The 26418-nt window shown below is 70.1% G+C and carries 24 protein-coding genes, 1 tRNA gene and 1 pseudogene; 6 read left to right on the top strand and 20 right to left on the bottom strand.

Annotated features, from left to right (window positions below; all coding sequences use genetic code 11):
* Positions 1-119: 119 nt before the first annotated feature.
* From AB1K54_RS14305 to AB1K54_RS14315, 3 genes and pseudogenes are all read right to left on the bottom strand, one after another.
* Positions 120-686 carry a hypothetical protein gene (locus AB1K54_RS14305; protein WP_371203438.1) on the bottom strand — a complete coding sequence of 189 codons (567 nt, stop codon included), beginning with the start codon at positions 684-686 and terminating at the stop codon, positions 120-122.
* Between the two features lie 159 nt (positions 687-845).
* Complete coding sequence (locus tag AB1K54_RS14310) at positions 846-1529, bottom strand: hypothetical protein (protein WP_371203439.1); 684 nt, start codon at positions 1527-1529, stop codon at positions 846-848.
* Between the two features lie 654 nt (positions 1530-2183).
* Positions 2184-2453, bottom strand: a pseudogene (locus AB1K54_RS14315) (IS30 family transposase); the annotation flags it as partial.
* Between AB1K54_RS14315 and AB1K54_RS14320 the strand changes: the two are divergent.
* Positions 2400-2615, top strand: a complete 216-nt coding sequence (locus AB1K54_RS14320) for a hypothetical protein (RefSeq protein WP_371203500.1) — start codon at positions 2400-2402, stop codon at positions 2613-2615. The pseudogene AB1K54_RS14315 and the gene AB1K54_RS14320 sit on opposite strands and share 54 nt — an antisense overlap.
* A gap of 128 nt (positions 2616-2743) precedes the next feature.
* On the opposite strand, the gene AB1K54_RS14325 is transcribed toward AB1K54_RS14320, so the two are convergent.
* The 7 genes from AB1K54_RS14325 to AB1K54_RS14355 all read right to left on the bottom strand — a co-directional run bounded on the left by AB1K54_RS14325 (position 2744) and on the right by AB1K54_RS14355 (position 8504).
* Positions 2744-2828, bottom strand: a tRNA-Tyr gene (locus AB1K54_RS14325).
* 89 nt (positions 2829-2917) lie between these two features.
* Positions 2918-3889 (bottom strand): PfkB family carbohydrate kinase, encoded by a 972-nt coding sequence (locus tag AB1K54_RS14330; RefSeq protein ID WP_371203440.1) that lies wholly within the window; start codon positions 3887-3889, stop codon positions 2918-2920.
* A complete protein-coding gene (locus tag AB1K54_RS14335; RefSeq protein ID WP_371203441.1) occupies positions 3886-4380 on the bottom strand; it encodes an FBP domain-containing protein in 495 nt (164 codons plus the stop codon). The genes AB1K54_RS14330 and AB1K54_RS14335 overlap by 4 nt, the downstream gene beginning before the upstream one ends.
* A gap of 15 nt (positions 4381-4395) precedes the next feature.
* The gene (locus AB1K54_RS14340; protein WP_371203442.1) at positions 4396-4572 is read right to left on the bottom strand and encodes a hypothetical protein; all 177 of its coding nucleotides are present in this window, start codon (positions 4570-4572) and stop codon (positions 4396-4398) included.
* 3 nt (positions 4573-4575) lie between these two features.
* Complete coding sequence (locus tag AB1K54_RS14345) at positions 4576-5574, bottom strand: sugar ABC transporter permease (RefSeq protein WP_371203443.1); 999 nt, start codon at positions 5572-5574, stop codon at positions 4576-4578.
* Between the two features lies 1 nt (position 5575).
* Positions 5576-7192 (bottom strand): ABC transporter permease subunit, encoded by a 1617-nt coding sequence (locus tag AB1K54_RS14350; protein WP_371203444.1) that lies wholly within the window; start codon positions 7190-7192, stop codon positions 5576-5578.
* An 82-nt stretch (positions 7193-7274) separates the two neighbouring features.
* Positions 7275-8504, bottom strand: a complete 1230-nt coding sequence (locus AB1K54_RS14355; RefSeq protein WP_371203445.1) for an extracellular solute-binding protein — start codon at positions 8502-8504, stop codon at positions 7275-7277.
* Between the two features lie 236 nt (positions 8505-8740).
* On the opposite strand from AB1K54_RS14355, the gene AB1K54_RS14360 reads away from it, so the two are divergent.
* A complete protein-coding gene (locus AB1K54_RS14360; RefSeq protein WP_371203446.1) occupies positions 8741-9229 on the top strand; it encodes a YajQ family cyclic di-GMP-binding protein in 489 nt (162 codons plus the stop codon).
* A 69-nt stretch (positions 9230-9298) separates the two neighbouring features.
* Here AB1K54_RS14360 and AB1K54_RS14365 read toward each other — a convergent pair whose 3' ends face one another.
* From AB1K54_RS14365 to AB1K54_RS14400, 8 genes are all read right to left on the bottom strand, one after another.
* Positions 9299-10312, bottom strand: a complete 1014-nt coding sequence (locus tag AB1K54_RS14365; protein ID WP_371203496.1) for a zinc-dependent alcohol dehydrogenase family protein — start codon at positions 10310-10312, stop codon at positions 9299-9301.
* Between the two features lie 50 nt (positions 10313-10362).
* Positions 10363-11244, bottom strand: coding sequence for a CHAD domain-containing protein (locus tag AB1K54_RS14370; protein WP_371203447.1), 882 nt, complete (start codon positions 11242-11244; stop codon positions 10363-10365).
* 28 nt (positions 11245-11272) lie between these two features.
* On the bottom strand, positions 11273-13765 hold the full coding sequence (locus tag AB1K54_RS14375; RefSeq protein WP_371203448.1) for an ATP-dependent helicase: 2493 nt from the start codon (positions 13763-13765) through the stop codon (positions 11273-11275).
* 148 nt (positions 13766-13913) lie between these two features.
* Positions 13914-14984, bottom strand: coding sequence for a peptidase C39 family protein (locus AB1K54_RS14380; protein WP_371203449.1), 1071 nt, complete (start codon positions 14982-14984; stop codon positions 13914-13916).
* A 2-nt stretch (positions 14985-14986) separates the two neighbouring features.
* Positions 14987-16552 carry an ATP-binding cassette domain-containing protein gene (locus AB1K54_RS14385; protein WP_371203450.1) on the bottom strand — a complete coding sequence of 522 codons (1566 nt, stop codon included), beginning with the start codon at positions 16550-16552 and terminating at the stop codon, positions 14987-14989.
* Entirely contained in the window at positions 16549-17409 is an 861-nt protein-coding gene (locus tag AB1K54_RS14390) for an ABC transporter permease (RefSeq protein ID WP_371203451.1), read from the bottom strand. Before AB1K54_RS14390 ends, AB1K54_RS14385 begins: the two co-directional genes overlap by 4 nt.
* Entirely contained in the window at positions 17406-18344 is a 939-nt protein-coding gene (locus AB1K54_RS14395; RefSeq protein WP_371203452.1) for an ABC transporter permease, read from the bottom strand. The genes AB1K54_RS14390 and AB1K54_RS14395 overlap by 4 nt, the downstream gene beginning before the upstream one ends.
* Before the next feature lie 53 nt (positions 18345-18397).
* Entirely contained in the window at positions 18398-21028 is a 2631-nt protein-coding gene (locus tag AB1K54_RS14400; RefSeq protein ID WP_371203453.1) for an ABC transporter substrate-binding protein, read from the bottom strand.
* Positions 21029-21070: 42 nt separating this feature from the next.
* On the opposite strand from AB1K54_RS14400, the gene AB1K54_RS14405 reads away from it, so the two are divergent.
* Positions 21071-21784, top strand: a complete 714-nt coding sequence (locus tag AB1K54_RS14405) for a DUF1684 domain-containing protein (protein WP_371203454.1) — start codon at positions 21071-21073, stop codon at positions 21782-21784.
* A gap of 24 nt (positions 21785-21808) precedes the next feature.
* Here AB1K54_RS14405 and AB1K54_RS14410 read toward each other — a convergent pair whose 3' ends face one another.
* Together AB1K54_RS14410 and AB1K54_RS14415 are read right to left on the bottom strand one after the other, a co-directional pair.
* The gene (locus AB1K54_RS14410; protein WP_371203455.1) at positions 21809-22483 is read right to left on the bottom strand and encodes a LuxR C-terminal-related transcriptional regulator; all 675 of its coding nucleotides are present in this window, start codon (positions 22481-22483) and stop codon (positions 21809-21811) included.
* Positions 22476-23717: a PspC domain-containing protein gene (locus AB1K54_RS14415; protein WP_371203456.1), complete on the bottom strand. Its 1242-nt coding sequence runs from the start codon at positions 23715-23717 to the stop codon at positions 22476-22478. The genes AB1K54_RS14410 and AB1K54_RS14415 overlap by 8 nt, the downstream gene beginning before the upstream one ends.
* Before the next feature lie 114 nt (positions 23718-23831).
* Between AB1K54_RS14415 and AB1K54_RS14420 the strand changes: the two genes are divergently transcribed.
* Genes AB1K54_RS14420 through AB1K54_RS14430 form a run of 3 tightly spaced genes read left to right on the top strand, consistent with a single transcriptional unit; the run spans position 23832 to position 26346 of the window.
* Positions 23832-25469, top strand: a complete 1638-nt coding sequence (locus AB1K54_RS14420; protein WP_371203457.1) for a PspC domain-containing protein — start codon at positions 23832-23834, stop codon at positions 25467-25469.
* 31 nt (positions 25470-25500) lie between these two features.
* A complete protein-coding gene (locus AB1K54_RS14425) occupies positions 25501-25938 on the top strand; it encodes a hypothetical protein (protein ID WP_371203458.1) in 438 nt (145 codons plus the stop codon).
* 12 nt (positions 25939-25950) lie between these two features.
* A complete protein-coding gene (locus AB1K54_RS14430; protein ID WP_371203459.1) occupies positions 25951-26346 on the top strand; it encodes a YccF domain-containing protein in 396 nt (131 codons plus the stop codon).
* The last annotated feature ends 72 nt before the right edge of the window (positions 26347-26418 follow it).

The following is a 26418-nucleotide window of genomic DNA, read 5'->3' on the forward strand; positions in this document are numbered from 1 at the left end:
CGGAGACCCGCCACCGCAGCGCCACGCGGCCATTGTCGTACCCTCACAGCAGAATCAGCACCACACCCCCGGCAACGACGCCGAACACCCCCGATCAACGGCCCGATGAAAGATCGAGGCTAATGAGGCAACACGTCGAGTCGATTCAACTCACGAAACTCATCATGTGCAGTCACCACTTGCGACACCGACCAGTCGTCCGGCACCGAGTACAACCATCCTTGGCCGACCCTCTCCTTCGACATTCCCGCCGACAGTAGCCCATCAGACAACACGTTCTCATGCAACCACAGTTCACGTCCCGGCCCAATCTTCCACCCCCCACGTCGCGCAAAGACACCGACTCCAGAGCTTGTTTCGGTTACCTTCAGGGGAGCTAACACCTCAGCCACGGCGCGGACGAGCGATTCCGTGACGCCGTCAGGCGCCGTCTCTCCCCTCGCGGCCATGACCTCGACCTGCACGCTATGCAGCGGCACTCGCCGTCCGAGCAAATCGCCGCCAGCACGAACGCGCATCACCACAATTTCACCACGTGGCGTCCCGGCATACAGGTTGAGCGTGTAGCCCTCGTGAACCCTGTCGGATTCGACCGTCGTTGATTCCGGGCATCGCCGAACCAATCCGGGCCTATCTCCTTCCCATGCCACACGGGTCGACGACCAGTCTTCTTCCTCATCTGCCAACGAAGTCGGAGAGGGGAGCGAAAGCTCCCATCCGGTCGCGCCCAAATCGCTAGTCAATCGCTGAGCAAGCGCGTCCGTACGCTCCGCAATCCACTCCACAGACTCCGACGTAGAAGCCCACGCGCTGACGACACTCACGGTGTCAAGAGTTCCCAATAATCATCCAACTGTCGGTGTGTAGACAACTTCAACGTCGTAGATTTCCGCGCGGAGCATGATTTGGCGAATTGCTACCGCGCCATGCGGGTCGGTGACATGCCACTCAAGCACCGCGTTGTCTGGAAGCGACTCCAGCTGTTGCCGCATCTGCGTAACGATACGCTCAGCTCGGGACACTGATATCGGACTGTCCGGCGCCCAGTACAGCGGTGAGTGACCATCCTTGACTTCTAGGAAGATTTCGGTGAGGGGCGGGTCGCCTCGCCAGGTGTGCCCGTCGAACTCCACCACTTTACCTGTCTCACGGTCTACTTGGTGCCATTCCAGAAGGTGGCCATTCTCGTCGCGGAGGATGCCAGAAATCTGTTCCTGCGCACCCATCCACGGCCTGTCCTCGCCGCGGTTCACGGGTGCCCAGCCCGACTCATCATTCCCGTTGACGTAAGTCGTATCGGGCGTGTGGGGCGGATAATCTCCCGGATAGTGCACATCCCCGGACGTGTAGTCGCCTGCACGCGTATAGTCGACGTCGAGCTCCGCCGGAATCGGGCGCGGGCTGGCACCCCACCCGTCACCACGGTTGAATGCAACCCACTCTTGCCACTCCGGAACCCATCGCATCTCCCAACCCGCGCCACCCACACGATTGAACTCGATGAGGGGCGCGCCCGTGCGCGGGTCCACCCGAACGCCATCCTCATCCCTCCAGGCGTTCTCCCACGCCTCGGCTCTATTGGCCGGCGTGTGCTGCTCAGGAGCACGACCCGAACCCACCGTCTCGGGGACTTTCGCCTGCTCGCCGTCGCGAATCACCCGCGGGTCACTCGCATACTGTGACGTCTCCCCGTCTGACAGCTTTACCCGCGCTCCAGAACCGTCACTCGCTCGCGTATCAGGCGGGTCGCTCGGAGCAAGTGGCCCACCCGGTCCGTCGTTCGCTGGCGCGTCGATGGCGTCGTGCCGCGTTCCGGTGTCGGCCCGGTCAATCGGAGCGGACGGCCCGTCGATTGTGTCGGTGTGGACGTGTGGGGCTCCCGTGCTGTCGGGGAAGTGCGTGGCCGGGTAATGGGTCGCGCTGGGTGTGTCGATGTCCACGTGCGGGACCTTGCCGCCCGGGAACAGGTCGTCAAGGCGGCTGGTGAGACGTTCGACTCTCGCGATACGCGAGCACAGGAGTGAGTGTTCGTCGCATCGTCCGCGCGCTTCGGCCACTACGCGACGTGACCATCAGTATCGACGGCCACCAGCTCACCGCGACCACCCCACCCGCTGGCGAAGCCGCCGAGATCCTCGCCGCGCTCCCGCCCGCCGCGGGGCACTAGCGTGACACGATCCAGGCTTGAGCTCCGCCGGCAAGGTGCTCATCGCTGCTGCCAGCGCCCTGTTCATCGACAGCGCCCCGTAGCCGGATAGGGCCGGCCCGTTCTTCACGATCGGCTGTTCCCGCCACCCGTCCTCGCGGGGCAGATGAACGAGGGTGGTGAAGCCGGTGGTGCGTTCGACGACGGTGCCGATCGCGGACCGGTTGATGCCGATGATGAGATCGCCTTCGTGGTGACCCGGGATTTCCCGGTCTTCCGCCTCCGCGGGCCGCTCACTGATCAGGACGTCGGCGGTGACGTGAGCCCACGGCTCGGTGTAGCGCCATCCGAGGGGGCCGCGTGGCTCGGGCACACGCTGGCGGTCTACCTCCAGGTCTACTTCCCCGAGCGCGGCGCGGATGGCATCGCCGAGGCCGCTGAGGTGTGGGCGAGCGCGAGAGCCGCGTGAGCGATTCGACGGAGTAGTAGCCGCCGAATCGAGCAAATGGGGGCTTCTGTGAGAGGCCCGTGAGAGAGAAAGCCCCTGCCGGGTAGTAGTCCGGCAGGGGCTTTCTGGGCTTTCCGCGGGTTTTCAGTTGGTGGCGAGTGAGGGATTCGAACCCCCGAAGGCTGAGCCGGCTGAGTTACAATCAGATCCCTTTGGCCACTTGGGTAACTCGCCAATGCGCACCCGCCCGGCTTTCTCAGTCGACCGGAGGCGCGATCCACAATATTACCCCGTATGGCCGGGCACCAGAAATCGGGCCTGCCTCACGTGCCCAACCGGTCCAGGTCGGGCCCGACGAGGGCCGACGGCAACCGCAGAAGCGCCCCCTCGAAGCGGCACGTCGCGGCCGCGACATCCATCGCACTCTGCAGCACCGCACCCCATTCGTCTGCATCGGCGGGGGTGGCTTCGACGAGCGCCGCGACCGTCGCGGCGAACGCCGCGTCGCCCGCACCCATCGTGTCCACGATGCTTCCCGAAAGCTTCGAGACCGGCCGGGTCACCGCTGTGCCCGCGCGCCTGGAGTCTTCGCGCGATGCGTCCGGGTCGTCTCGAGAAGGCGTGGGTGTCCCGCCCGCTTCCAGCGTCGCGCCGGCGGCGCCCTGCGTCGCCAGCACCACATCGACCCCGGCGTCGATCAGTCGTGCGCGCAGCGCGTCCAGCGGCTCGCCGTAGAGCAGCGCCGCGTCGTCTTCGCCGACCTTGACGACGGATGCCCCGGCCGCCAGCCGCTCGAACCCGCGGCGGAACTCGTCGAGGTCGTGCATCATGCCCGTGCGCGGGTTCGGGTCGATGGCCAGGCGCGCGCCCGCCACCGCATCGGCGAGCGCGCCGGTCTGCGCGACGTCGTCGAACGGGAAGCAGCTCACGACGACGAACGGGGCGTCGGCGATCGCCGCGCGCTCGCGCGCGCCGAACCGCACCCGGCGCTGCTGCGCCGCGTCGTTGAAGGTGTACTCCGGCTCGCCCCCGCCGCTGCGGACGCTCACCGCCCGCGACGAGCCGAGCGGCGACGGAGAGGCCAGCAGCTCCACCCCGAAGGTCTCGAGGTAGGAGCGGATGTGCGCGCCGGCGGCGTCGTCGCCGACCATCGCGATCAGCGCGGTCGGCACGCCGAGGCGCGACAGCCCCACCGCGACGTTCAGCGCGGCGCCGCCGACGAACTCGTGCACGCCGGTGTCGGCGCGGATCTCGTCGATGAGGGCATCGCCGATGACCACCACGCGTCCGGTCACGCCGCCCGCCCTTCGAGCACGCGCTCCACGAACGCCTCGGTGCGCTCGCGCGTGCCGTCGATGCGGCGGTCGACGCTCGCGCGCACCTCGTTCGGCGCGAGCGGGGCGGCCAGGCGCACCGTCTCGTGGCACGACAGGTCGGCGCACATGTAGGTGCCGACGCTGTCGCCGTGCTGACCCGCCGCGCCCGCCTTGCGCGCCGTGAACAGCGTGACCTGATCGCCGGGCTGCATCGTGTGGCACAGGTTGCACATGCCCGAGCGGGCGCGCGAGACGCCTTCGGCCGCGCGCAGCACCACTCCGGCCGCCCGGCCGTCGATCTCGGTGATCACGTAGCCGCGGCCCCGCGAGCGCGGATCTCGCCACGCCAGGAAGTCCAGATGGTCCCAGTCGGTGATCATGAAATCCGCGGGCAGCGCGAGCAGCCGCAGATCGTCGGCGACCGCGTTCACGAACGACGCGCGAACATCCTCTTCAGTCAACGGGCGCATGGGTCCTCCTCGCCGTCACGCGCTCAGTCTAGGCATGCCCGCCGACGCGTCGCGAGAATCCTGGCGCGTGGAACGAAGGCTCGCGGTGACGATCGCGAGGGTCGCGTTGTGGATGCCGATCTCGAACGACGACGCGATCGCCGACCTGTGGACAGCACTGACGGATGCCTCTCCCCGGGCTGCGGCCGGCACTGGCTACTTGACGCTGCCCGCAGTCAGCCCGCCCACGATGTACTTCTGCACCGAGAGGAAGAAGGCCATCGGCAGGATCGCCGCCAGCACGGCACCGGCCGAGAAGACGCTCCAGTACTTCGAGGTCTCGGACGAGACGTACGAATAGAGCCCGACCGCGAGGGTCTGCTTGTCGGGATCGACGAGGATCACCGACGCGATGATGAAGTCGTTGAATGTGGCGATGAACGACAGCAGCGCGATGACGGCGAGGATCGGGGCGACCAGCCGCAGGATGATCGTGAAGAAGATGCGCGCGTGGCCGGCTCCGTCGATCTTGGCCGCCTCGTCGATCGAGGCGGGCACCGTGTTGAAGAACCCGTACATGAGGAACGTGTTCACGCCGAGCGCGCCGCCGAGGTAGACCATGATCAGGCCGATGAGGCTGTTCAGCCCGAGGGCCGGGAAGACGTCCGAGATCGCCGACATGAGCAGGAAGATCGCAACGATCGCGAGCAGCTGCGGGAACATCTGCACCAGAAGCAGGCTCAGCAGTCCGAAGCGCCGGCCGCTGAAGCGCATGCGCGAGAACGCGTAGGCGGCGAGCGCGCACAGAATCACGGTGCACACCGACGTGATGACGCCCACGATGATCGTGTTGACGAACCAGTTGCCGTAGGGGCGGATGGGGTCTTGGAACAGCTCGACGTAGCTGTCGAGGCTCACCGTCTGGAAGAGGCCGGTCGCGGTCAGCAGCGATCCGCTCGGATTGAGCGAGGCCGACAGGACGTACAGCAGGGGGAAGACCGAGAACACGATCATCACGATGCCGACGAGGTGACGCCACCCGGTCTCGCGGAAGTACCGCCCGAACGGGCGACGAGGAAGCTTCACCTTGCGGTCGTCGCCGGGGGCGCCTGCGGCGTCTTCTGCGATCGCGACCGCGGCGGTGCCTTCGGTGCGGGCGAAGCGGTCGACGACATCGTCGCCGCCGGGACGGGGGTTGGTGGCCTGGTCGCTCATGTCAGTTCAGCTCCTCCAGGGTCTTGGTCTGGCGGAACGCGACATACGAGATGGTCGCCACCAGCAGGAAGATGATGAGCGAGAACGCGCTCGCGAGGCCGTAGTCGCGCATCGCCCCTGTGAAGGCGATCTTGTAGACCATCGAGATGAGGATGTCGGTCTGCCCGATGTTGATCGGCGCATCGGGGAAGCGCGGGCCGCCCTGCGTCAGCAGATAGATGATGTTGAAGTTGTTGAAGTTGAACGCGAAGGACGAGATGAGCAACGGCGCCACCGCGACCAGCAGCAGCGGGAACTTGATGTAGCGGAACACTCCCCACACCCCGGCGCCGTCGACCTTGCCGGCTTCCTGGATGTCTTCGGGGATCGACTGGATCGCGCCCGTGCACACCAGGAACATGTAGGGAAACCCGAGCCACAGGTTCACCACGAGGATCGCGAACTTCGCCAGCCACGGATCCTGCAGCCATGGGATCTCGGCGCCTCCGAAGAGCACCTGGTTGATCCAGCCGAAGTCCTGGTTGAACATGCCCGCCCACACGAGGGCCGACAGGAACGAGGGGAACGCGTAGGGCAGGATCATCAAGACCCGGTAGTACTTCTTGCTCTTCATGCGTGGATCGTTGAAGACGATGGCGAGGAAGATTCCGAGCACGAAGGTCGTCGCCACCGACAGGGTCGCGAACACGAGGGTCCAGGCGAACACCGCGAAGAACGGGCCGCGGATGTCGGGATTGCCGAATGCGCGAGCGAAGTTGTCCCATCCGACCACGACCTGCCAGCCGGGCAGCAGCCGCGAGCCGTCCTCGGCCGTGAAGGCGCCCTCGCCGGTGTCGGTGTACACGGTGCCGGTCGTCGTGTCGGTCATGGTCCCGGCGCCCGGGTCCCACTCGAGCGTCGACGTGAACAGATACGCGCTCGACCCGTCGGTGGTGCGCAGCGAGCCGTCGTTCGGATCGTCCGAGATCGGCACAGCCAGCGCGGTGATCGCGGCCTGATTGGCGACGATTCCCGCGAAGTCGAGGGTGGTGTAGCCGGGGGCGCCGGTCGCACTCGCGCCGTCGACCGGCTCGAGGGGCCGCTCCTCGCCGCCGACGACGTACTCGCTGGTATCGGGGTCGGTCGTGAGCAGAAAGAACTCGCCGTTCTGCTCGAGGATCCGCACGGGGAAGGTCGGCGAGTCCGGGACGCGCGTCTGCGATTGGAGCAGGAGGGCGTTGACCGCGTCATCCTTGGTCGAGATGTGCCCGGAGCCGTAGTTGGTGAAGGCGATGTAGACCGTGTAGATCACGACGAAGATCTGAAAGACGAACAGGAAGATGAGACCCGGCGTCAGGTACTTCGCGGGCAGGAGTCCCGGCACGAGGTAGACGACGTTGACGCCGACGGTCGCCGCCGCCAGCACGAGCCCCACGACCCAGTTGCCCTCTTGGAACAGGACGAGCAGCGCGTAGACGGCGAGCGCGTCGATGATCGCGAGGGCGATGATCTTGAAGAGCCAGACCTTCCAGCCTGCGGAGGCAGCCTCGGCGTACCGTTCCGCGCGGCGCCTGCGGCGCTCGGCCTGAGGGTCCTTGAGCTCTGCGGTCTCGACCTCGTCGAGCGTGGGACCTGTCATCTTCGACTCCCGTCGTGTGCAATACCGAGACTGGCGAGGGCGGGATGCGCCGTCAAGACGCACCCCGCCCTCATTGGCGACCTCAGCCGCCGATCTTGGCCTGAATGTCGTCGGCCATCTTGGTCCACGTCGACACGGGGTCGGCGCCCTTGATGATGTTCGCCTGGGCGACACCCCAGAACTCCCACACGGAGCCCATCTCGGGGATGCTGGGCATCGGGTAGCCGGACGCGCCGATGTCACCGAAGCCCTTGGTGATCGGGTTGCTCGCGGCCTTCTCGTACGCGGCGGTCAGTGCCGGCGGGCGGTTGCCCACCTCGTACAGCGCGGTCTGCACCGGCTCGGTCGCGATGTAGTTCACGAGGAACTCGTTGGCCAGCAGCGCGTTCTCGGTCTTCGCGCTCACGTAGAAGCCCTGCACGCCCACGAACGGAGCAGCGGTCTGGCCACCGGCCGACGGGATCGGGTCGATCGCGATGTTGATGCCCTTGGCCTGAGCGTCGGCCACGTTCCACGGGCCGGTCAGGATGAAGGGCGACTCACCCGCGTTGAAGGCCTCTTTCGAGAGGTCCTGCGTCAGGTTGAGGTTGATCGTGCCGGCCGCGCCCTGCGCGCCGAGCCACGTCGCGAAGGCCTGGCCGGACTCGTCGCCAATGGTCAGCTGCGAGCCGTCGTACGTGCCGTCGGCGTTCTGCGCGAAGACGGAGTTCCCGAAGGAGGTCTGGAACGGGTACAGGTGGTACGGGTCGGCGTTTGCCGGGTCGAGACCGACGACGAAGGGGTACTTCGTACCTGCGGCGGTGCCCTTGGCGATCATATCGTCGAACGAGGTCGGCGCCTCGGGGACGAGGTCGGCGTTGCGCATGAGCGCGATGTTCTCGGTCGCGTAGGGAAGACCGTAGACCTTGCCGTCGTGCGTGAACGCCGAGATGGCGACATCCTGGAACTCGGATGCCTTGTCACCGAGTTCGACCGGCTGCACGAGGCCGTCCTGTACGAACGAGCCGAGCCAGTCGTGGGCGCCGATCGTGATGTCGGGGCCCTTGCCGGTGGGAACGGCCGCGGTGAAGTCATCGCGGATCTTGGAGTTGTCCTTGATGACGAGGTTGACCGTGATGCCTTTCTCGTCCTCGAAGTCCGCCAAGACATCCTTGAGTGCCTTGGCGCGGTCGGAGTCGACCCACACGGTCAGCTCGCCGGCGGCGGGCTCGGTCGGAGTCGACGATCCCCCGCCTGCGCAGCCCGCGAGTGCGAGCATGCTGCCCGCAACGAGCGCAGCAAGGCCGATTGCACCCTTCTTGTTCACCTTCATCGGAGTGTGCCTCTCTCGAATGCATTGGACAGGCGACCGCCCAGTCGGCGGCGACCCGGTCGCTCACATTGCACTGCAAGCGCTTACAGTCTCTCGGATGACCCTCTTCCGCGCAATCCCGAACCCGCAGCCGATACCATCTCGTGATCATTCGCGAGACGCCTGGAATGACGGATGCCGCGGGGCGGGGCATCCGTTCGCCGTCGGTCCGCGAGCCGGCGGCTAGACTGCCGCGCATGGCAGACTCCTCCTTCGACATCGTCAGCAAAGTGGATCACCAAGAGGCCGACAACGCCCTCAACCAGGCGCGCAAAGAGGTCGAGCAGCGCTACGACTTCAAGGGCACCGGCGCCTCGATCGAGTGGAGCGGCGAAGCCGTGCTCATCAAGGCGAACTCCGAGGAGCGCGCGAAGGCGGTGCTCGATGTGTTCCAGTCCAAGCTCATCAAACGCGGCATCTCGCTGAAGAGCCTCGAGTCGGGCGACCCCGTCGCCAGCGGCAAGGAGTTCCGCCTCACCTCGACCATCAAGGACGGCATCTCGTCCGAGAACGCCAAGAAGATCGCGAAGATCATCCGCGACGAGGGCCCCAAGTCCGTCAAGGCGCAGATCCAGGGCGACGAGCTGCGCGTTCAGTCCAAGTCGCGCGACGACCTGCAGGAGGTGCAGCGGCTGCTGAAGGCCGCCGACCTCGACGTCGACCTGCAGTACGTCAACTACCGGTAGAGCCGGGGCGTGCCCCTGCGCCCTTGAGGTTCGCCCGCTCCGTGACGACACCCGCGCCCCGCACCGGCCTCACACCGTCAGCAGCACCTTGACAGCGCGCCGCTCGTCCATCGCGCGGTAGCCTTCGGCGGCCTCTTCGAGCGGCAGCACGAGGTCGAAGACGACCCCGGGGTCGATCTTGCGGTCCCAGATGAGCTGGATCAGGTCGGGAAGGAACCGCCTCACGGGCGCGGGCCCGCCGTGCAGGTGGATGCCCGAGGAGAACAGGCGCCGCCCGTCGACCGAGACGCCGTGCGAGACGCCGACGAAGCCCACGTGGCCCCCGGCGCGCGTGGCGCGCATCGCCTGCTGCATCGCCTCCTGCGTGCCGACCGCCTCGATCGTCGAGTGCGCGCCGAGGCCACCCGTGAGGGCCTTGACTCTGGCCACACCCTCGTCGCCGCGTTCGGCGACGAGGTCGGTCGCCCCGAACCGGCGTGCGAGAGCCTGCCGGTCGGCGTGTCGGCTCATCGCGATGATCCGTTCGGCGCCCAGTTCACGGGCCGCGAGGATGCCGAGCAGCCCCACGGCGCCGTCGCCGACGACCGCGACGGTCTTGCCCGGTCCGACCTCGGCGGCCACCGCGGCGAACCAGCCGGTGCCGAGAACATCGGATGCCGCGAGCAGCGACGGGATCAGCTCGGGGTCGGGCTGACCGGGCGTCGCGACCAGCGTGCCGTCGGCGAGCGGGACGCGCATGTATTCAGCCTGCGCACCCCCCGGCGCCTGCCGTTGCACGCAATGGGTCTGGTAGCCCGCCCGGCAGATCTCGCACGTGTTGTCGGACGCATAGAACGAGCCCACGACGAAGTCGCCGATCTTGATGTTCTTCACCGCCGAGCCGATCTCGGTGACGGTGCCGACGTACTCGTGCCCCATCTGGTTGTGGTCGACAGGGTTCGCCCCGCGGTACGGCCACAGGTCGGACCCGCAGATGCAGGTCGCGGCGAGCTTGATGACGGCATCCGTCGGCTCTTCGATCGTCGGCATCGGGCGGTCGTCGACCCGCACGTCGCCCGGCGCGTACATCGTGACTCCACGCATCGTCATGCTCTCTTTCGTCGTCGGCTTCTGAACCGTCGTGATCCGGCGGTCTACTGGTCGGGCATCGCGGCGCCGACCCGTTTCAGCACATCGCCCAACTCGGACGCGAACTCGCCCACGCGCTGCTGCGCACGGGACACCAGCAGATCGTACGACTCGACGCGCTCGCCCGCGCGGCCCGCGCGGGCCCGGGTGAGCTGCAGCTGCTCCAGAAACACGAGCACGTCGCGGTGGTTTCCGAACACGTCGTGGATGGCCTCACCGGCCTCGGCGAACTCGGCGCAGTCCTCGCCGAACAGCTCGGGCGCCGCGTCTGAAAGCGCTTCGGCCACGTACCGCAGCCGGCGTCCGGCCTTGCGCACGGCGTGAAGGGACTCGATCGACCCGTCGCTGCGGTTCGCCGCACGCCGAACCCGCCGCACCTCGTCACGCACCACCGCACGCACGTCGGCGGCATCCGTATCGGGCTCGCCCGTCAACGGCACATCGGCGGCGAATTCGCGCAACGCCGCCCGGCGCGCGCGGGCGCGCGGCTCGTCCCACAAGTGGCGAAGTCTCGCGTGCGCGCGGCCGTACTCGTCGCGCTCGTCGTCGACGAGGCGCCGCCACACGTCGGGGTCGACCAGGTCGAGCTCGTCGATCGCGGCCGCCGCCACATCGGCGCGCACCTCGGTGTCGCGCACGAGTCCCAACTGCTGACCCCACACCGCGAACTCGACGCGAAGCCGGTTCGTCGCCGCCTCGTCGAGGTGCGCGCGGAAGCCCGCGAGCACGCTGCGCAGCCGCCGCACCGCCGTGCGGTGCTGGTGCACCCCGTCGGGCTCATCGTCGAGCGCAGCCGTCTCGGTGCCGGTCACGCGGGCGGCCGCTGTGCGCACGACCACGCACAGCACCTGCCCGACGGTGGCGGACTCCGTGTCTGGCGATCCCACTCGATGCCCCCCGTCGCGGACGACCGCGCTACAGCTTCTCGATCGGCGCGACCTTGATCAGCAGCTTCTTGGCCCCGGCCTTGTCGAACCGCACGTGGGCGACGCGCTTCGCGCCCTCGCCGGTCACGAGGTCGACCCGGCCCTCGCCGAAGTCGTCGTGACGGATGCGGTCGCCCGGCGCCAGTTCGAGATCGCCGTTGTCTCGGATCTTGGCCGGAATGCGGTTGGCGAACTTCTCGATCGACCCGGTCGGGGTGCGCTTGGCCAGCGGCACCAGGTCGTCGCCGTAGCGACCGCCGGAGCCAGACCCGCCGAACCCGGATCCCGCCCCGCGCCGCGCGTTCAGCGCCCGCGACTGGGATCCGCCGCGCGAGTTCACATCGCCCGGCGACTGCCTCCAGTGCAGCAGCTCGGCCGGGATCTCTTGCAGGAACCGGCTCGGCATGGCTACCGACACCTCGCCGAACTGGGCGCGGGTCATCGCGAGCGACAGGTACAGGCGCTTGCGGGCGCGCGTGATGCCCACGTAGAACAGGCGTCGCTCCTCTTGCGGGCCGCCCGGCTCGCCGGCCGAGATCCGGTGCGGGATCAGGTCTTCTTCGACGCCGGTGAGGAACACGGCGTCGTATTCGAGGCCCTTGGCGGTGTGCAGCGTCATGAGCGACACCGAACCCGACGCGTCGTCGAGGTCGTCGGCATCCGACACCAGCGCCACCTCGGTGAGGAAGTCGAGGATCGTGCCCTCGGGGTTGTTGCGCGCGAACTCGCGTGTGACCGCGACGAGCTCGTCGAGGTTCTCGATCCGCGCCTCGTCCTGCGGGTCGCGGCTGGCGCGCAGGGCGTCGTAGTAGCCGCCCTTGTTGAGCAGCACCTGCAGCCCCTCGGTGATCGCCGTCGGCGGGGCGAGCTCGCCCGAGGGCGGAAGCATGAGATCGGATGCCTCGGCCAGCACCGCGTCGAGATGCGTGATCGCCGCCTGGATCTTGGGGCCGACCCCGAGCGCGGGGGCGTTGGCGAGCGCATCGCGGAATGTGATCTGCTCGTCGCGGGCATACCGCGCGATCGTCTCGATCGTGACGTCGCCGATGCCGCGGCGCGGCCGGTTGACGATGCGCCGCAGCGCCATCTCGTCGGCGGGGTTGGCGACGGCCACGAGGTAGGCCAGGGCGTCTTTGATCTCGGCGCGCTCGTAGAACTTCGTGCCGCCCATGATCTTGTAGGGCACCGCCGAGCGGATGAAGATCTCTTCGAGCGCGCGCGACTGCGAGTTGGTGCGGTAGAAGACGGCCATCTGGCTGTAGTCGATGCCGCCGCCGTGCAGGGCGCCTATCTCGTCGGCCACGAACTGCGCCTCGTCGTGCTGCGAGTACCCGGTGAAGCCCTCGATCTTCTCGCCGGCGCCGACATCGGTCCACAGCTTCTTGTCCTTGCGGTCGAAGTTGTTGCCGATGACGGCGTTCGCCGCCGACAGGATGTTCTGCGTCGAACGGTAGTTCTGCTCGAGCAGCACCACCTTCGCGCCCGGGTAGTCGCGCTCGAACTCGGTGATGTTGCGGATGTCGGCGCCGCGGAACGCATAGATCGACTGGTCCGAGTCGCCGACGACGGTCAGCGATGATCCGGCAGTCCGGTCGTCGAGTGCGCCGTCAGGCGTATATCGAGACGCGGCAGGCGGCGCATCGAAGATCATCATGCCGCCGGAGGCCGCGATGGGCGCGGCATCGGAGCCCACCGGCCTGGTCAGTTCGTGGATGAGCGCGTACTGGGCGTGGTTGGTGTCCTGGTACTCGTCGACCAGGATGTGCCGGAACCGCCTGCGGTACACGTCGGCCACGTGCGGGAACGCGCGGAAGAGGTACACCGTCTGGGCGATGAGGTCGTCGAAGTCGAACGCGTTCGCGCGCTGCAGCTCGCGCTGGTAGGCGGCGAAGACTTCGGAGAACACCCGCTCGGCGGGATCGCTCAGGTTCGCCTGGCGCGCGAAGGACTCGGCGTCGGCGAGCTCGTTCTTGAGCTTCGAGATGCGGCTCTGCACGGCGGCGGGCGTGAGGCCGAAGGCATCCGCCTCGTGTTCTTTCACCAGCCGTTTGATGAGCGCGCGAGAGTCGCCCGAGTCATAGATCGTGAACGACGACGTGAAGCCGAACTGCTGCGCCTCGCGGCGCAGGATGCGCACGCACGCCGAGTGGAACGTCGAGATCCACATGCCCCGCGCGCTGTCGCCGACGAGGTGCTCGACGCGCTCGCGCATCTCTCCGGCGGCCTTGTTGGTGAAGGTGATCGCGAGGATCTGGCTCGGCCACGCCTCTTTGCCTCGCAGCAGGCTCGCGATGCGGCGCGTGAGGACGCTCGTCTTGCCGGACCCCGCCCCCGCGACGATGAGCAGCGCCGGGCCGCGGTAGACGACCGCCTCGCGCTGCTGCGGGTTGAGGCCTTCGAGGAGGTCTTCGTCGGGGCGGCCGGCGCCCTGGCGCGGCCCGCGGTCACCGCCGACGATGAGAGGGGTGCTGGCGTCGGTCATGGCCCCCCAAGTCTAGGCGCGGCCGCCGACACGCGAGCCTCCGACCGGAGCCCCGGCGCGGATTCCGAGGAGAACGAGCGAACCGAGGAGGAATTCATCCGAGAACTCCCTTCGCCCGCTGGTTCTCCTCACGAAGACCGCGGGCGAGTCACCGCCCCGCGGTGAACACCACGCCCCGGTAGCCCGCGTCGCTCCAGCGCACGAGCCGATCGACGTCGCCGGGGAGGACGGGCATCGCGTGGGTGTCGACCCACGTCTCGCCCGCCTCGACGTTGATCCACGGGTCATCCACCACGAGCGCGGCGCCTGCCACGCCGTGCGCGGTGACCCAGTGCGGCCCGGTCTCGCCGTGCATGGGCTCTTCGTCGATGAGCAGCAGCGCGCACTCGCCCGCGCCCACGCGACGGATGATCTCGTCGACGGCCGCGCGGTCGCGACGGAGCGGGATCCCGAGCGCCTCGGCGCGCTGTGCGGACTCGGCCTGCAGCTCGGCGCGGAAGTCGCGGTCGAAGCCCGTGAAGCCCTCGATGAGCACCGGCCCGTCGTGGTCGAGCGCGACCTCGACCCCGAGCGAGGGCAGATGCTCCTGCAGCGCGACCGCCAGTCCCACCGGCTCGCACGCGGGATAGTTGCTGGCCCGACGCCAGAAGCCGACCTCGAGGTCGCGGTCCCGGACGCCGTCGCCGGCGAAGCCGGCGTGCCCGTGCGCATCCGCCGCGATGAGGGCGGCGACCGACCCGCACGTGAAGAGGGTCGACTGCGCGTAGTAGCCGGGCTCGCGGGCCGGAGCATCCGTCAGCCACCGCACGAAGCCTCGGGTCCCCTCGGTGCCCAGGGCGCTCCACGGATGCCGCAGCTCGGCGAACCCGAGCGCCTCGATGAGCGCCGGGGCGGGGGCATCCGGTGCCACCTGCCACTTCACCGCGACGTCGCCGCGCTCGCGCGCACGCTCGACGACGGAGCGCACGAGCGCTTCGGCGTCGGCCTCGGCGCCGCTTCGCCACCACACGTCGACGATCTTCGTCGCCGCCGTCGCGGGGCGGCCGCTCGTGAGCACGGCCGCGCGCGGCGCGCCGTCGTGGTCGCGGACGACCGACAGCTCAGGACGGTAGCCCTCACGCGGCAGCGTCCACAGCGCGGCGCGATCGGCGCCCAGCGCCGCCTGCAACTGCTCGTCGGGGACGGCCGCGGGGGCCGGGATCTGTTCGTCAGACGACACCGTCATTCCTCTCGGTCGGACGCGGCGCCCGACGTGTTCTCGCGATGCGCCGCCGCCACCAGCAGCGCGGTGTACTCGTGCTCGGGCGCGGTGAGCACCCGCTCGCACGGACCCGACTCGACCACGCGCCCGCGCCACAGCACGGTGACCTCGTCGGCGAGCAGCCGCACGACGGCGAGGTCGTGCGAGATGAACAGCACGGCGATGCCCAGTTCGTCGCGCAGCCGCCCGATCAGGCCCAGGATCTGCGCCTGCACCGACACGTCCAGCGCCGAGACCGACTCGTCGCAGATCAGCAGCCGCGGCTGCGGGGCCAGGGCCCGCGCGATCGCCACGCGCTGGCGCTGCCCGCCCGACAGCTGCGCGGGTCGCTTGCCGGCGAACTCGAGCCCGAGCCCGACGGTCTCAAGCAGGGTGCCGACCTCGGATGCCGGGCGCCCGGCGACCCCGAGCGCCTCGCGCAGGATCGCCCCCACCGACATCATCGGGTTCAGGGTCGAGTACGGGTCTTGGAACACGATCTGCATCTGCTGCGGCGTGCGCGACCCGCGACCGGGGGCGAGGGCGGCGCCGTCGAAGGCGATGGTGCCCGCGTCCTCATGCTCCAGGCCCGCGATGCAGCGTGCGAGCGTCGATTTGCCCGAGCCGGACTCGCCCACGATTCCGACCATGCGCCCCGCGGGGATGTCGAGCGACACGTCATCGAGCACCGTGCGGTCGCCGAAGCGCTTGCCGAGTCCCCGCACGCTGACGAGGGCCTCGCCCACGGGCGCGGCGGTCGCCGGCGCTAAGCGCTCGGACAGCACCGGGTCGGCTTCGAGCAGGGCTTTCGTATACGGATGCCGCGGCTCGGCCAGCACCGTCGCGGTCGCGCCGCGCTCGACGACCTCGCCGTGGCGCATCACGAGCACCTCGTCGGTGCGTCCGCGCACGAGGCCGAGGTCGTGCGAGATGAGCAGCACGCACAGGTGCCGCTCGCGCTGGATCGACCGCAGCAGGTCGAGGATCTCGGCCTGGTTCGACGCGTCCAGCGCGGTCGTGGGCTCGTCGGCGATGAGCAGCCGCGGGTCGGCCGCCAGCGCGGCGGCGATCGCGACGCGCTGGCGCATGCCTCCGGACAGCTGGTGCGGATAGGCGCGGGCGACCTCGGCTGGGAGCTTGACCTCGGCCAGCCGCGCGGCGATCTCAGCGTCGCGCTCGGCCCGCGACAGGCGCCGACCCCGTGCGGCTTCGATCGTCCAGACGATCTGCGCGCCGCAGCGGTGCACCGGCGAGAGGCTGGTGAACGGGTCCTGCAGCAGCAGCGCGACCGTGCCGCCGCGCAGGCGCCGCCACGCGGCATCGGTCCCGTCCAGCGCGAACGCGGTCTCGCCGACCCGCGCCGAGCCTGCACCCCGGAACCCGCGGGGCAGCAGGCCCACGAGCGCCTTCGCCGACAGCGTCTTGCCCGAGCCGGACTCGCCGATGAGGGCGAGCGTGCGCCCCGCCGCGATCTCGGCGTCGAAGGGCGCGACCATGACCCGGTCGGGTCCGGTGACCGAGAGGCCTTCGATGCGCACGCCGGTCATGCGGCGTCCCCCGTTCGCGACAGGCGCTGGCCGGCCCAGTCGCCGAGGTAGTTCACCGACGACGCGACCAGGATGATCAGCAGCGCCGGAACGACGACCGCGGCCGGGTTGTCGAACATGATCGCGCGGTTGTCGGTGAGCTGTCGGCCCCAGTCGGCGGTGCCGGCCGCGACGCCGACCCCCAGGAACGACAGCGACGAGAACGCGACGATGGCGAACGCGACGTTGAGCATCATGTTCGTGATGACCAGGGTCGACACGTTCGGGAGGATGTGGCGGAACATCACCCTCCAGCGCGACAGCGACAGCATGCGCGCGGCCTCGATGTACGGGCGCGCGGACTGCTCCAGCACGCCGGCGCGGACGATGCGGATGTCAGAGGGCGAGAACAGCAGAATCAGAAGCACCACGATCACCCAGTAGCCGCCGCCGAAGACGCCCGACACCACGATCGCCGCGAGCAGGACCGGCAGTGCCAGCAGCAGGTCGGTCCAGCGGCTGATGACCACGTCGAGCCAGCCGCGCTGGTAGCCGGCCAGCGTGCCGAGCACGACACCGAGCACCATCGAGCCGATCGCGACGCACACGGGGCCGACGAGGGCCGATGCCGCGCCTGCCACCGTCATCGCGAGGATGTCGCGCCCCAGTTCGTCGGTGCCGAGCGGATGCCCCGGCGAGCCGGCCGGCAGCAATCCGGAGAGAATGTCCTGGCGCATGGCGTCGGGCACGACCAGGGGCCCGGCGACGACGGCCACCGCCACCACCGCGAGGAACGCGAGGGCGAGCACCGCCGTGAGCGGTGTGCGACGGCCAGAGGGGCCGACGGGCGCGGAGAGAAGGTCGGAGGCGGCGGTCATGACGGCAGCCCCGTCCGGCGCAGGCGCGGATCCAGCATGAGGTAGGCGAGGTCGGCGAGGAGGGCGATCACCGCGATCACGACGGCGATCAGCAGCGTGAGCGACTGCACGACGGCGATGTCCTTGAACAGCACCGAGTCCTGCAGCAGCGTGCCCAGGCCCGGGAGGGCAAACGTGGTCTCGGCGAGCACGGTGCCGCCGACGAGGAAGGTGAGCACGAGGCTCGCGCCCGTCACGATCGGAATCGCGGCGTTGCGCAGGGCGATGCGCCGCACCGCGCGCTCGCCGATGCCGCGGGCACGGGCCGAGGTGACGTAGTCCGCCTCGAGCTCGCGCAGCATCGCGGTGCGGGTGAGCTTCAGGACGATCGCGCCGAGGCCCAGCGCGAGGGTGACGGCCGGAAGCACGAGGTGCCAGAGCGTGTCGAGTCCGCCCTTGCCCGCGCCGTAGACCGGGAAGACGCGCAGGTAGTACGCGAACACCCACAGCAGCAGCAGCCCGATGGCGAACGTCGGCGCCGACATCCCGATGATCGCGAAGCCGTTCGCGGCGCGGTCGACAGCGCCGCCCGCCTTGGCCGCGCTGCGGACGCCGAACGGGATGGCGGTGACGAGCGCGACCGCGAAGGCCAGCCCGCACAGGATCAGAGTCAGCCACAGCCTGCTGCCGATCGCGTCGGCGACCGAGGTCTGCAGCCGGATCGACCGGCCGAGGTCGCCAGTGAGGACGCCGCCCAGCCACGACAGGTACTGCAGCCACACGGGATCGTCGAGGTGGTACTGGTCGCGGATCGCCTGCACCGCCTCGGGCGAGGCCGGGCGGTTGCCGAGCAGGTTCTTCACGATGTCGCCCGGCGCCAGGTGCACGAGCGCGAAGATCAGCACCGAGAGCACCAAGAGCACCGCGAGCATGCCGAGCACGCGCAGCGCGAGCATCCGCCCCAGGGACGAATGCCGCGCTGCGCGCGCTCGGAAGGGGACCGTCTGGGTCACTTGCCTGCCCGGTACAGCTGAGTCGGCCACGACGAGATGAAGGCGAACGAGCTGTAGTCGCGCATGCCGAGGTCGTTCGCGAACGCGGTCGCGGACTGGCCCCACCACAGCGGCACGTTGATCGCCTGTTCGGCCTGGATCGTCTCGGCCTGCAGCAGCAGGTCGATGCGGGAGGCCGGGTCGGACTCGACGGACGACTGCGCGAGCAGGTCGAGCACCTCGGGGTCCTCCCACGCGGAGGGGTTGCCCGGACCGAGCACGTACCCGGGAACCTCACCGGGGTCGCCGAGCGTCGAGAAGTACCACATGTAGTTCACGCCGTGGTCGCCGGACGCGTCGAGGCTCGCGAGCCATTCCTCGATCGGCACTTCGCGCACGTTCAGCGTGATGCCGATCTCGGCGAGGTTCTGCGCGAGGGCCTGTGCCGCGGTGCCCAGCTGCGGCCCGGTGTTGGGAGTGAGGATCTCGGTCTCGAAGCCGTCGGGCACCGACGACGCGGCGAGCGCCTTCTTGGCGGCATCCAGGTCGAAGTCCCACTGCGGGATGCCGGCGAGCTTCTCGCGCGCCTCGTCGGCGTCGTACGCCTTGCCGAGCGACTCGGGGGTCATGATCGCGGTGGCCGCCTCGCCGTGGCCGCGCAGCAGCTTGTCGACGTAGGCGTCGCGATCCACGGCGTGGGCGAACGCCTCACGCACCTTGGGGTCGTCGAACGGCGCGACGCTCGTGTTGAAGTAGAGGCCCACGTACGACAGGTCGTTGACGTATTCCACGCGCATCGAGTCGAGGTTCTCCCACTGCTGGGACTGCGCGAGGGGCACGTTGAAGGCGACGTCGAGCTCGCCGGACTGCGCGGCGATGAGGCGGGTCGACTCGTCGGGAACGAACTCGACGGTGATCTCCTTCACCTTCGGAAGCTCGCCCCACCACGTGTCGACGCGCTCGAACGTGACGTGCGAGTCGGGGGCGAACTCGGTCACCTGGTACGGACCCGAGCCCAGCAGCAGCGAGTCGGCGGTGCCGACCGCGCCGTCGTTGGCCTCCCAGAACGCCTGCGACGTGATGAACGCGGCGCCGCCGGTGCTCATGTTGGCGGCGAATGCGGCGTCGGGCGCGGTCAGGGTGATCGTGACCTCGCTGTCGCCGGTCTTCTCGATCGTGTCGACATTGCTCAGGTAGTACGCCAGACCCGGCGACGCCGTCTCGTCGCGCGCCTGTTCGAGGCTGAACACGACGTCGTCGGCGGTCACGTCCGTGCCGTCCTGGAACTTGGCGTCGTCACGCAGTTCGTACACGTAGGTGATGTCGTCGGTCTGCTCCCACGACTCCGCGAGCCCCGGCTGGATGCGGCCCTGCGCGTCAATCGACACCAGGCCCTCCTGCACGATCGAGGCGATGTAGTAGTTCAGGATGCCGGCCTCCTGGCCGACGTACAGCGACGAGAGCGAGCCGGGCAGTGCCACGGTGATGTGGTCGATGTCTGCGCCGGTGTCGGCGCCGGTGGACTCGTTCGGCGCGGGGCTCGAGCACGCCGCGAGCGCGAGCGCGCCGGCGACGGCGACGGCCCCCGCCTTGAGCAGACGAGAGGTGGACGGCAAGGGCATGGTGGCGCTCTCCTTCGGGGTGGGTGCGGCCTGGAACCGCGCTCGGTGACCGGCGCTTCGACGGCGGGCGTCGACGAGGGCGTCGGTCTCTGCAGGGGGACGGTGGGATGCGAGGATGCGCAGCGCCGTGGCGACGGCGGGGATGCGCGCGGCTTCGACGAGCGTCGAAGCCGAGGTGCGGCGGCGCAGCGCCGGCCGCAGGGCGACGGCCCGGACGCCGGACGGAAGCACCCGGCCGGCGAGGTCGCCCTCGGCCACGAACGCGGTGCCGCGGCCGTGGAGTGCGAGAGCGACGGCGGCGTGGGGGCGGCTGACGACGAGATCGGCCGATGCCTCGGCCCGCCCGATCGCGGCGGCGACGACGTCGCCCATGGTGCCGTCGCCGCGGATCCACGGGGTGTCGGCGAGCTCGGCCGGGTCGATGCGGGCGCCTGAGACGGGGACCGCGGTCACGGCGATGATCTCTTCGGCGAAGAGGAACACGCCGCGCAGGCCCGACCGCTGCAGCGCGGGGTGGCGGGCAGCGCCGGTGACGTCGGTCGTGACGGCGATGTCGGCGCGGCCGTCGTGCACCATCGCGAGCGCGTCGGCGTCGTCGACGGCCTCGATCAGGCTCGCCACGATGTCGGGCAGCTCGTCGGCGAGCTGCCCGAGAGCGGCGGCGACGACGTGATCGATGGTGTCGGGCGCTGCCGCGAGCCGCACGGTGCCGCCGCGGCGGCCCAGGGCGCGCGCGAGTTCGGTCGCGGCGGCGGTGAGACTCGCGTCGATGCGCGGGGCGTGCGCGGCGAGGATCGCTCCGACGGGCGTGAGCCGGGCAGAGCGGGGGGTTCGCGCGACGAGGGCGGCGTCGAGGCGGGCTTCGAGCCGCTGCACGTGCTGGGTGACGGTGGGCTGGGCGATGCCGAGGGCACGCGCGGCGGCGCTGATCGAGCCGTGCTGGTCGATCGCGACGAGGATGCGCAGCGAGTGCAGGTCGAGGGCGCGGGTGACCGCCTCGGTCTCTGCGTTGTCACCCTCATACATAGGGTCATGCTATACACATGCGCGCATAGATAGGGTAGTCGGATGATCGATGATTACGCCGTGTGGCAGAAGGCCCGCGATCGAGCGGTCTGGGCTCCGCGCGGGCTCGCCTCGCTCGCCGCGACGGACTGGCTCGACGCCACACCGCGACCCGCCGCCGCAGCCCCCGGACTGTGGCACACCGACGGCCTCGCCGCGATCGGCTCGGGCGAGGGGCTCCCCGGCACGGTGGCGCTGGCACCGGGCGACGCGCTCGCGATCGGCGATCTCGAGCTGCGCGGGTTCGCACGCGACGGCGCGCTCGCGCTGCGGGTCTTCGATCCGCAGGCTGCCGCCCGCCGCGGCATCTCGCACATCGTGCGCGCCGCGTATGACCCCGCCCTGGTGGCGCCCGCCGTCTTCAGCCGCACCCCGACGCACGAGGCCGCCGAGTCGGTCGACGGCCACCGCGCCGATACGACCTACGACGGCGTCGTGTCGTTCGCCCTGGGCGGCGCCGACCTGGGGCTGACCCTCGACGTGCTCGACGACGGGTCGTTGTTCGCCGCGTTCTCGGATGCCACGAGCGGCAGCGAGAGCTACCGGTTCCGGTTTCTGCGCATCGCGGCCCCCGCCGCGGACGGCACGACCACCGTCGACCTCAACCGCGCCTACCTTCCGCCGTGCGCGTTCTCGGACCACTACGTGTGCGTCTTCCCACCGGCGGGCAACCGCTGGACGGTGCCGGTGCGCGGCGGCGAACTCGTCGTCCGCTGACTCGGTTCGCCCGTGCCGGCCGGTTCAGAGCAGGCGCCGCGCCGACGCCCACGCCGTGAGTTCGTGGCGTGACGACAGCTGCAGCTTGCGCAGCACCGCCGACACGTGCGTCTCGACGGTCTTCGCCGAGATGAACAGTTCGGCCGCGACCTCTTTGTAGGAGTAGCCGCGCGCGATGAGGCGCATGACCTCCTGCTCGCGGGCTGAGAGGCGGTCGAGCTCGTCGCTCGCGACGGCGGTCTCCCCCGCCGCCGCACCGAAGGCGTCGAGCACGAACCCCGCGAGCCTCGGCGAGAAGACCGCGTCGCCGCCCGCGACCGCGTGCACCGCATGCGCCACGTCGGTGCCGGAGGACCCCTTCGTGATGTAGCCGCGGGCACCCGCGCGGATCACCCGCACGACGTCCTCGGCCGCGTCGGACACGCTCAGCGCGAGAAAGCGCGTGCGCGGAGACAGAGCGGACGCCTCGCGGATGACTGCCTCGCCTCCCGAGGCCGCCGGAGCGCCGGAGGTCTCGACGCCGGGCAGGTGCACGTCGAGCAGCACGACGTCGGGCGCGGCATCCGCGATCACCGCGATCGCCCCCGCGACGTCGGCCGCCTCGCCGACCACGTCGATCGAGTCGTCGAGTTCGGCGCGCAGCCCCGAGCGGAAGATCGAGTGGTCGTCGACGACCACGACCCGCAGCAGGTCACCCACGGCGCGGCTCCCCCGGCGCGCCCTCCAGATGCAGGTGCACCTCGGTGCCGACGCCGCCGACGCCCCCGCGCACGCTCGCGGTGCCGCCCGCGCGGCGCATGCGGCCGAGGATCGACTCGCGCACGCCGAGCCGGTCGCCGGGCACCGCGTCGATCGCGAACCCCGGCCCGCGGTCGCGCACGTACACGTCGACGCCCGTCGCGCGGCCCTCGATGTACACCGACACCTCGCCGCCCGCATGGCGGGCCGCGTTGAGCATCGCCTCGCGCGCGGCCGCAGCGACCTCGCCGCTCGCGCGCTCCGCCGAGAGCCCCGCCGAGACCACGTCGATGTGCACGGGGTAGTCGAGTTCGAGGGCCGCGGCGTAGTCGCGCAGGTCGGTGGGCAGGTCGCTGTCGGCCGGGGCATCCCCGTCGTACAGCCACGCGCGCAGCTCGCGCTCCTGCGCACGGGCCAGGCGCGCGACCTCGCTCGAGGCGCCCGCCCTGCTCTGAATCAGCGCAAGAGTCTGCAGCACTGAGTCGTGCAGGTGCGCGGCCATCTCGCTGCGCTGCTCCTCGCGGATGCGGCGCATGCGCTCCTGCGACAGCTCGCGCCACGTACGCATCAGGGTCGAGGCGTAGACGAGCGCGAGCCCCGCGATCGGGATGAGCGCAACCCCGAACCCCATCGGCCCTGTCTGCCGCATCGTCGAGACCACCGTGATGATCAGCACCACGAGCACGACGGTCGCCGTGATCCGCACGGCGAGCTCCTGCCGCGGTCCGCGCGCGGGGTCGGCGCGGTCGATCATCGTCGCCCACAGGCCCGCCCCCGCCGCGAACGCCGTCGTCGCCGCGACCGCGGCGATCCATGCCGCGGGCACCTCGGTGATGATGACGAGCGGGCTGCCGTAGACGGCGGTGATCGAGAAGGATGCCACGAGGGCGACGACCGACGCCCCGGTGAGGATCCACGCCACCGGCGCGCGACGCGAGGGCGAGGCATCCGCGATCTCGTCGCCACCCTCGGCCGGCGCCCACGGCATGAACGCCCACAGCCAGGCGTACATGAGCAGGCCGGCGCCCCACAGGGGCACCAGCAGCACGAAGAGCGTGCGCACGAGCCACACCGAGACGCCGAGGTGCGCCGCGAGACCCGCCGAGACGCCCGACACGGCGCACTCGCGCGGGCGCCGCAGGGGAGGCCGCGGCGGCGCGTCGGGCGGCGCGGGCCGGGCGGCGGCGAAGGTCATGAAGCCATACAACCATCCGCGTCCGACGACGCCGACGGGCCGAAGCCGAGATCAGGGTCGAATCAGGGATCCACCCCATAGCGGCCCGGCGCCCGCCCCCGGCACGCTGAAGACATGACCGAACCGTCCGCGCCACCCGCACCGGCTGACGCCGCCCCCGAGGCATCCCCCGCCGCAGACCCGGGGCCGCCGCCGCCCGCCCCCGCGGGCATGCCGGCGCCCGAGAACCGCTTCTTCTCGTGGGTGCGCGATCTCGGGATCCCCCGCACGCACGGCTGGATCGGCGGGGTGTGCTCGGGCCTGGCGCTGCGCATGGGCATCGACCCGATCATCGTGCGGGGCATCTTCGTGGTCGCGGCGATCGTGGGGCTGCCGGCGCTGCTCGTCTACGCGGTGGCGTGGGCGCTGCTGCCCGACACGCAGGGGCGGATCCTGCTGCAGCAGCTGTTCCGCGGACGCTTCGAGCCCGCGATGGTCGCGGTGCTCATCATCGCCGCGATCAGCGTCTTCCCGATCGTGCCGTGGCTGATGAGCATCGTCTTCTGGCCGTTCGCGGCCGTGTTCGACCGCGCGTGGGAGTTCTGGAGCTTCGGCGGCAGCCCGGTGTTCGGCACCGCGCTCACCGTACTGCTGGTCGGCGCCCTCGTGGCGCTCGGCATCTGGCTCGCCGTGCGAGCCGCCAAAGACCCCCGGGGCGGGACCGTGCCCGGTTCGCGAACGGCTTCCGCGAACCCCGCCGCCCCGGGTTCACTCGTGGGGGGCGAGCAGGTGGCGCGTCCCGCCGTCGCCCCCGACCTCGACCCCGCGCCCGCCCCCGACCTCATCGAGGCACCCGGCCCGGAGCCCGTCGGGGAGCCCGGCCCGGAGCCCGTCGCCGCGCCCACCGCCACCGGCGACGAGATCGCACAGTGGCGTGCCAAGCACGACGAGTGGCTCGCGCAGCGCGACGCGTGGCGGCGCAGCCAGCAGGACGCCGAACAGGCCGCGCGCGAGCAGGCCCGCGTCGAGCGCGACGCGGCCGCGCGGGCGTTCGCCGCCGAGGCGGCAGAGCGGCGCCGCGTGCGCCGGGCGACGAAGCCGCGCACGAGCTTCGTGTTCGTCGTCGCGACCCTCGGCGCGGCCCTCGTGGCGGCTGCGACCTCGTCGCTCTTCGCGCTCGGCGACACCGACACGGCCGACTTCGCGGGCGCGATCGGAGTGCTGGTCGCCGCGATGGTCGTGTCGCTCGCAATGGTCGTGGCGGGGGTCGCCCGACGCCGCAGCGGCTTCCTCGCGGCGGTCGCGATCGTGCTCGTGGGCTCGGGCGTGATCGCGGCGCTCAGCGCGGGGCCGGGCAACCTCGTCATCGGGTCCACGAATACCGGCACGGCGTCGTGGGACCGCGAGTACATCCAGCCATTCGGCACGACGACGATCGCGCTCGGCCGGCTGAGCGACACCGAGCACGTCACCGCCGGCGACATCACCGTGCGCAAGGGGGTCGGGGCGACGTTCATCGAGGTCACTCCCGGCACCGCGCTGTCGCTCACGGCCGATCTCGAGGCCGGCGGCGTGACCTACACGCGCGTACGCGAGTCCAACGGCGAGATCTCCGACGACGGGGTCGTGCGCGCGACCGACCGGCCGGGCGGCGGCGCGCGGTTCCAGTGGTCCACCCGCAACTCCGACCCGCGCAGCACCGGCCTCACCTCGCAGTCCGTTCACCTGACGCAGACGAACGGCTCGGTCTACATCACCGTCTACGTGCGCTGAGCACCCCGCCTCTCACCCGAAGGATTCCGCCATGACCTCGAACCCCACCGGCCGGCACCACGGCCAGTCCGCCCAGCACGAGCGGGCGACGGTCGCCGGCGAGGCGCCCGCCGCACCCTCGCTCACCGCACCGCTTCCGGCCGCACCCGCCGCCGCCCCGCCCGTCCCGACGACGCCTCAGGCCGGCCGCCCGCTCCCCCGCCCACGCACCCGCTGGGCCGCGATCGTGTGGGGGCTCGTGCTCGCGGGGGCCGCGGCATCCGTTCTCTTCGTCGCTTCGAGCCCCGCGCGGCGCGACGGCTTCGCGAACTGGATGCTGACTCTCTCGCCCGCCGCGATCGTCGCCTACGTGCTGCTCGCGATCGGCGGCCTCGTGCTCGTCGCCGGGGTCGTAGGGCTCATCCGGCGGGTGCAGCGCGGCCTCGAGCGGCCCGAGCGGACACCCAGCCGTCTCGCGGCATCCGACTGACACAATCGAGCCATGCGCACCCTGCTGAACATCATCTGGCTCGTCCTGTCAGGCTTCTGGATGTTCCTCGGGTACGTGCTCGCGGGCGTAGTGCTGTGCATCCCGATCATCACGATCCCGTGGGCGATCGCGTCGTTCCGCGTGGGTCTGTACGCGCTGTGGCCGTTCGGCCGCACGATCGTCGACAAACCCGGCGCGGGGGTCGGGTCATTCCTCGGCAACGTGATCTGGGTGATTCTCGCAGGCTGGTGGCTGGTGATCGGACACATCGTCACCGGCGCGCTGCTGTGCATCACGATCATCGGCATTCCGCTGGGCATCGCGAGCTTCAAGCTCGTGCCGATCTCGCTCATGCCGCTCGGCAAAGACATCGTGCCGGTCGCGCAGGCCCAGGCGATGGCCTCCTGAGCGGCTGCCTCGTCAGTGCGCCTCCGGCACGTTCCGATACGGGCAGCTCGGCCGGGGCGGCGCCGCCCATAC

Origin of the sequence: Microbacterium sp. BWT-B31, assembly GCF_041379855.1 — a bacterium.
Classification (GTDB): domain Bacteria; phylum Actinomycetota; class Actinomycetes; order Actinomycetales; family Microbacteriaceae; genus Microbacterium.

Excerpts from the sequence above, each read along its gene's own strand:
- AB1K54_RS14430 (WP_371203459.1), top strand. The coding sequence starts at position 25,951 with ATGCGCACCCTGCTGAACATCATCTGGCTCGTCCTGTCAGGCTTCTGG.
- AB1K54_RS14405 (WP_371203454.1), top strand. The coding sequence starts at position 21,071 with ATGATCGATGATTACGCCGTGTGGCAGAAGGCCCGCGATCGAGCGGTC.
- AB1K54_RS14355 (WP_371203445.1), bottom strand. The coding sequence starts at position 8,504 with ATGAAGGTGAACAAGAAGGGTGCAATCGGCCTTGCTGCGCTCGTTGCG.
- AB1K54_RS14335 (WP_371203441.1), bottom strand. The coding sequence starts at position 4,380 with ATGCGCCCGTTGACTGAAGAGGATGTTCGCGCGTCGTTCGTGAACGCG.
- AB1K54_RS14400 (WP_371203453.1), bottom strand. The coding sequence starts at position 21,028 with ATGTATGAGGGTGACAACGCAGAGACCGAGGCGGTCACCCGCGCCCTC.
- AB1K54_RS14415 (WP_371203456.1), bottom strand. The coding sequence starts at position 23,717 with ATGACCTTCGCCGCCGCCCGGCCCGCGCCGCCCGACGCGCCGCCGCGG.
- AB1K54_RS14345 (WP_371203443.1), bottom strand. The coding sequence starts at position 5,574 with ATGAGCGACCAGGCCACCAACCCCCGTCCCGGCGGCGACGATGTCGTC.
- AB1K54_RS14350 (WP_371203444.1), bottom strand. The coding sequence starts at position 7,192 with ATGACAGGTCCCACGCTCGACGAGGTCGAGACCGCAGAGCTCAAGGAC.
- AB1K54_RS14390 (WP_371203451.1), bottom strand. The coding sequence starts at position 17,409 with ATGACCGCCGCCTCCGACCTTCTCTCCGCGCCCGTCGGCCCCTCTGGC.
- AB1K54_RS14385 (WP_371203450.1), bottom strand. The coding sequence starts at position 16,552 with ATGACCGGCGTGCGCATCGAAGGCCTCTCGGTCACCGGACCCGACCGG.
- AB1K54_RS14395 (WP_371203452.1), bottom strand. The coding sequence starts at position 18,344 with ATGCTCGCGCTGCGCGTGCTCGGCATGCTCGCGGTGCTCTTGGTGCTC.
- AB1K54_RS14425 (WP_371203458.1), top strand. The coding sequence starts at position 25,501 with ATGACCTCGAACCCCACCGGCCGGCACCACGGCCAGTCCGCCCAGCAC.
- AB1K54_RS14360 (WP_371203446.1), top strand. The coding sequence starts at position 8,741 with ATGGCAGACTCCTCCTTCGACATCGTCAGCAAAGTGGATCACCAAGAG.
- AB1K54_RS14365 (WP_371203496.1), bottom strand. The coding sequence starts at position 10,312 with ATGCGTGGAGTCACGATGTACGCGCCGGGCGACGTGCGGGTCGACGAC.
- AB1K54_RS14420 (WP_371203457.1), top strand. The coding sequence starts at position 23,832 with ATGACCGAACCGTCCGCGCCACCCGCACCGGCTGACGCCGCCCCCGAG.
- AB1K54_RS14375 (WP_371203448.1), bottom strand. The coding sequence starts at position 13,765 with ATGACCGACGCCAGCACCCCTCTCATCGTCGGCGGTGACCGCGGGCCG.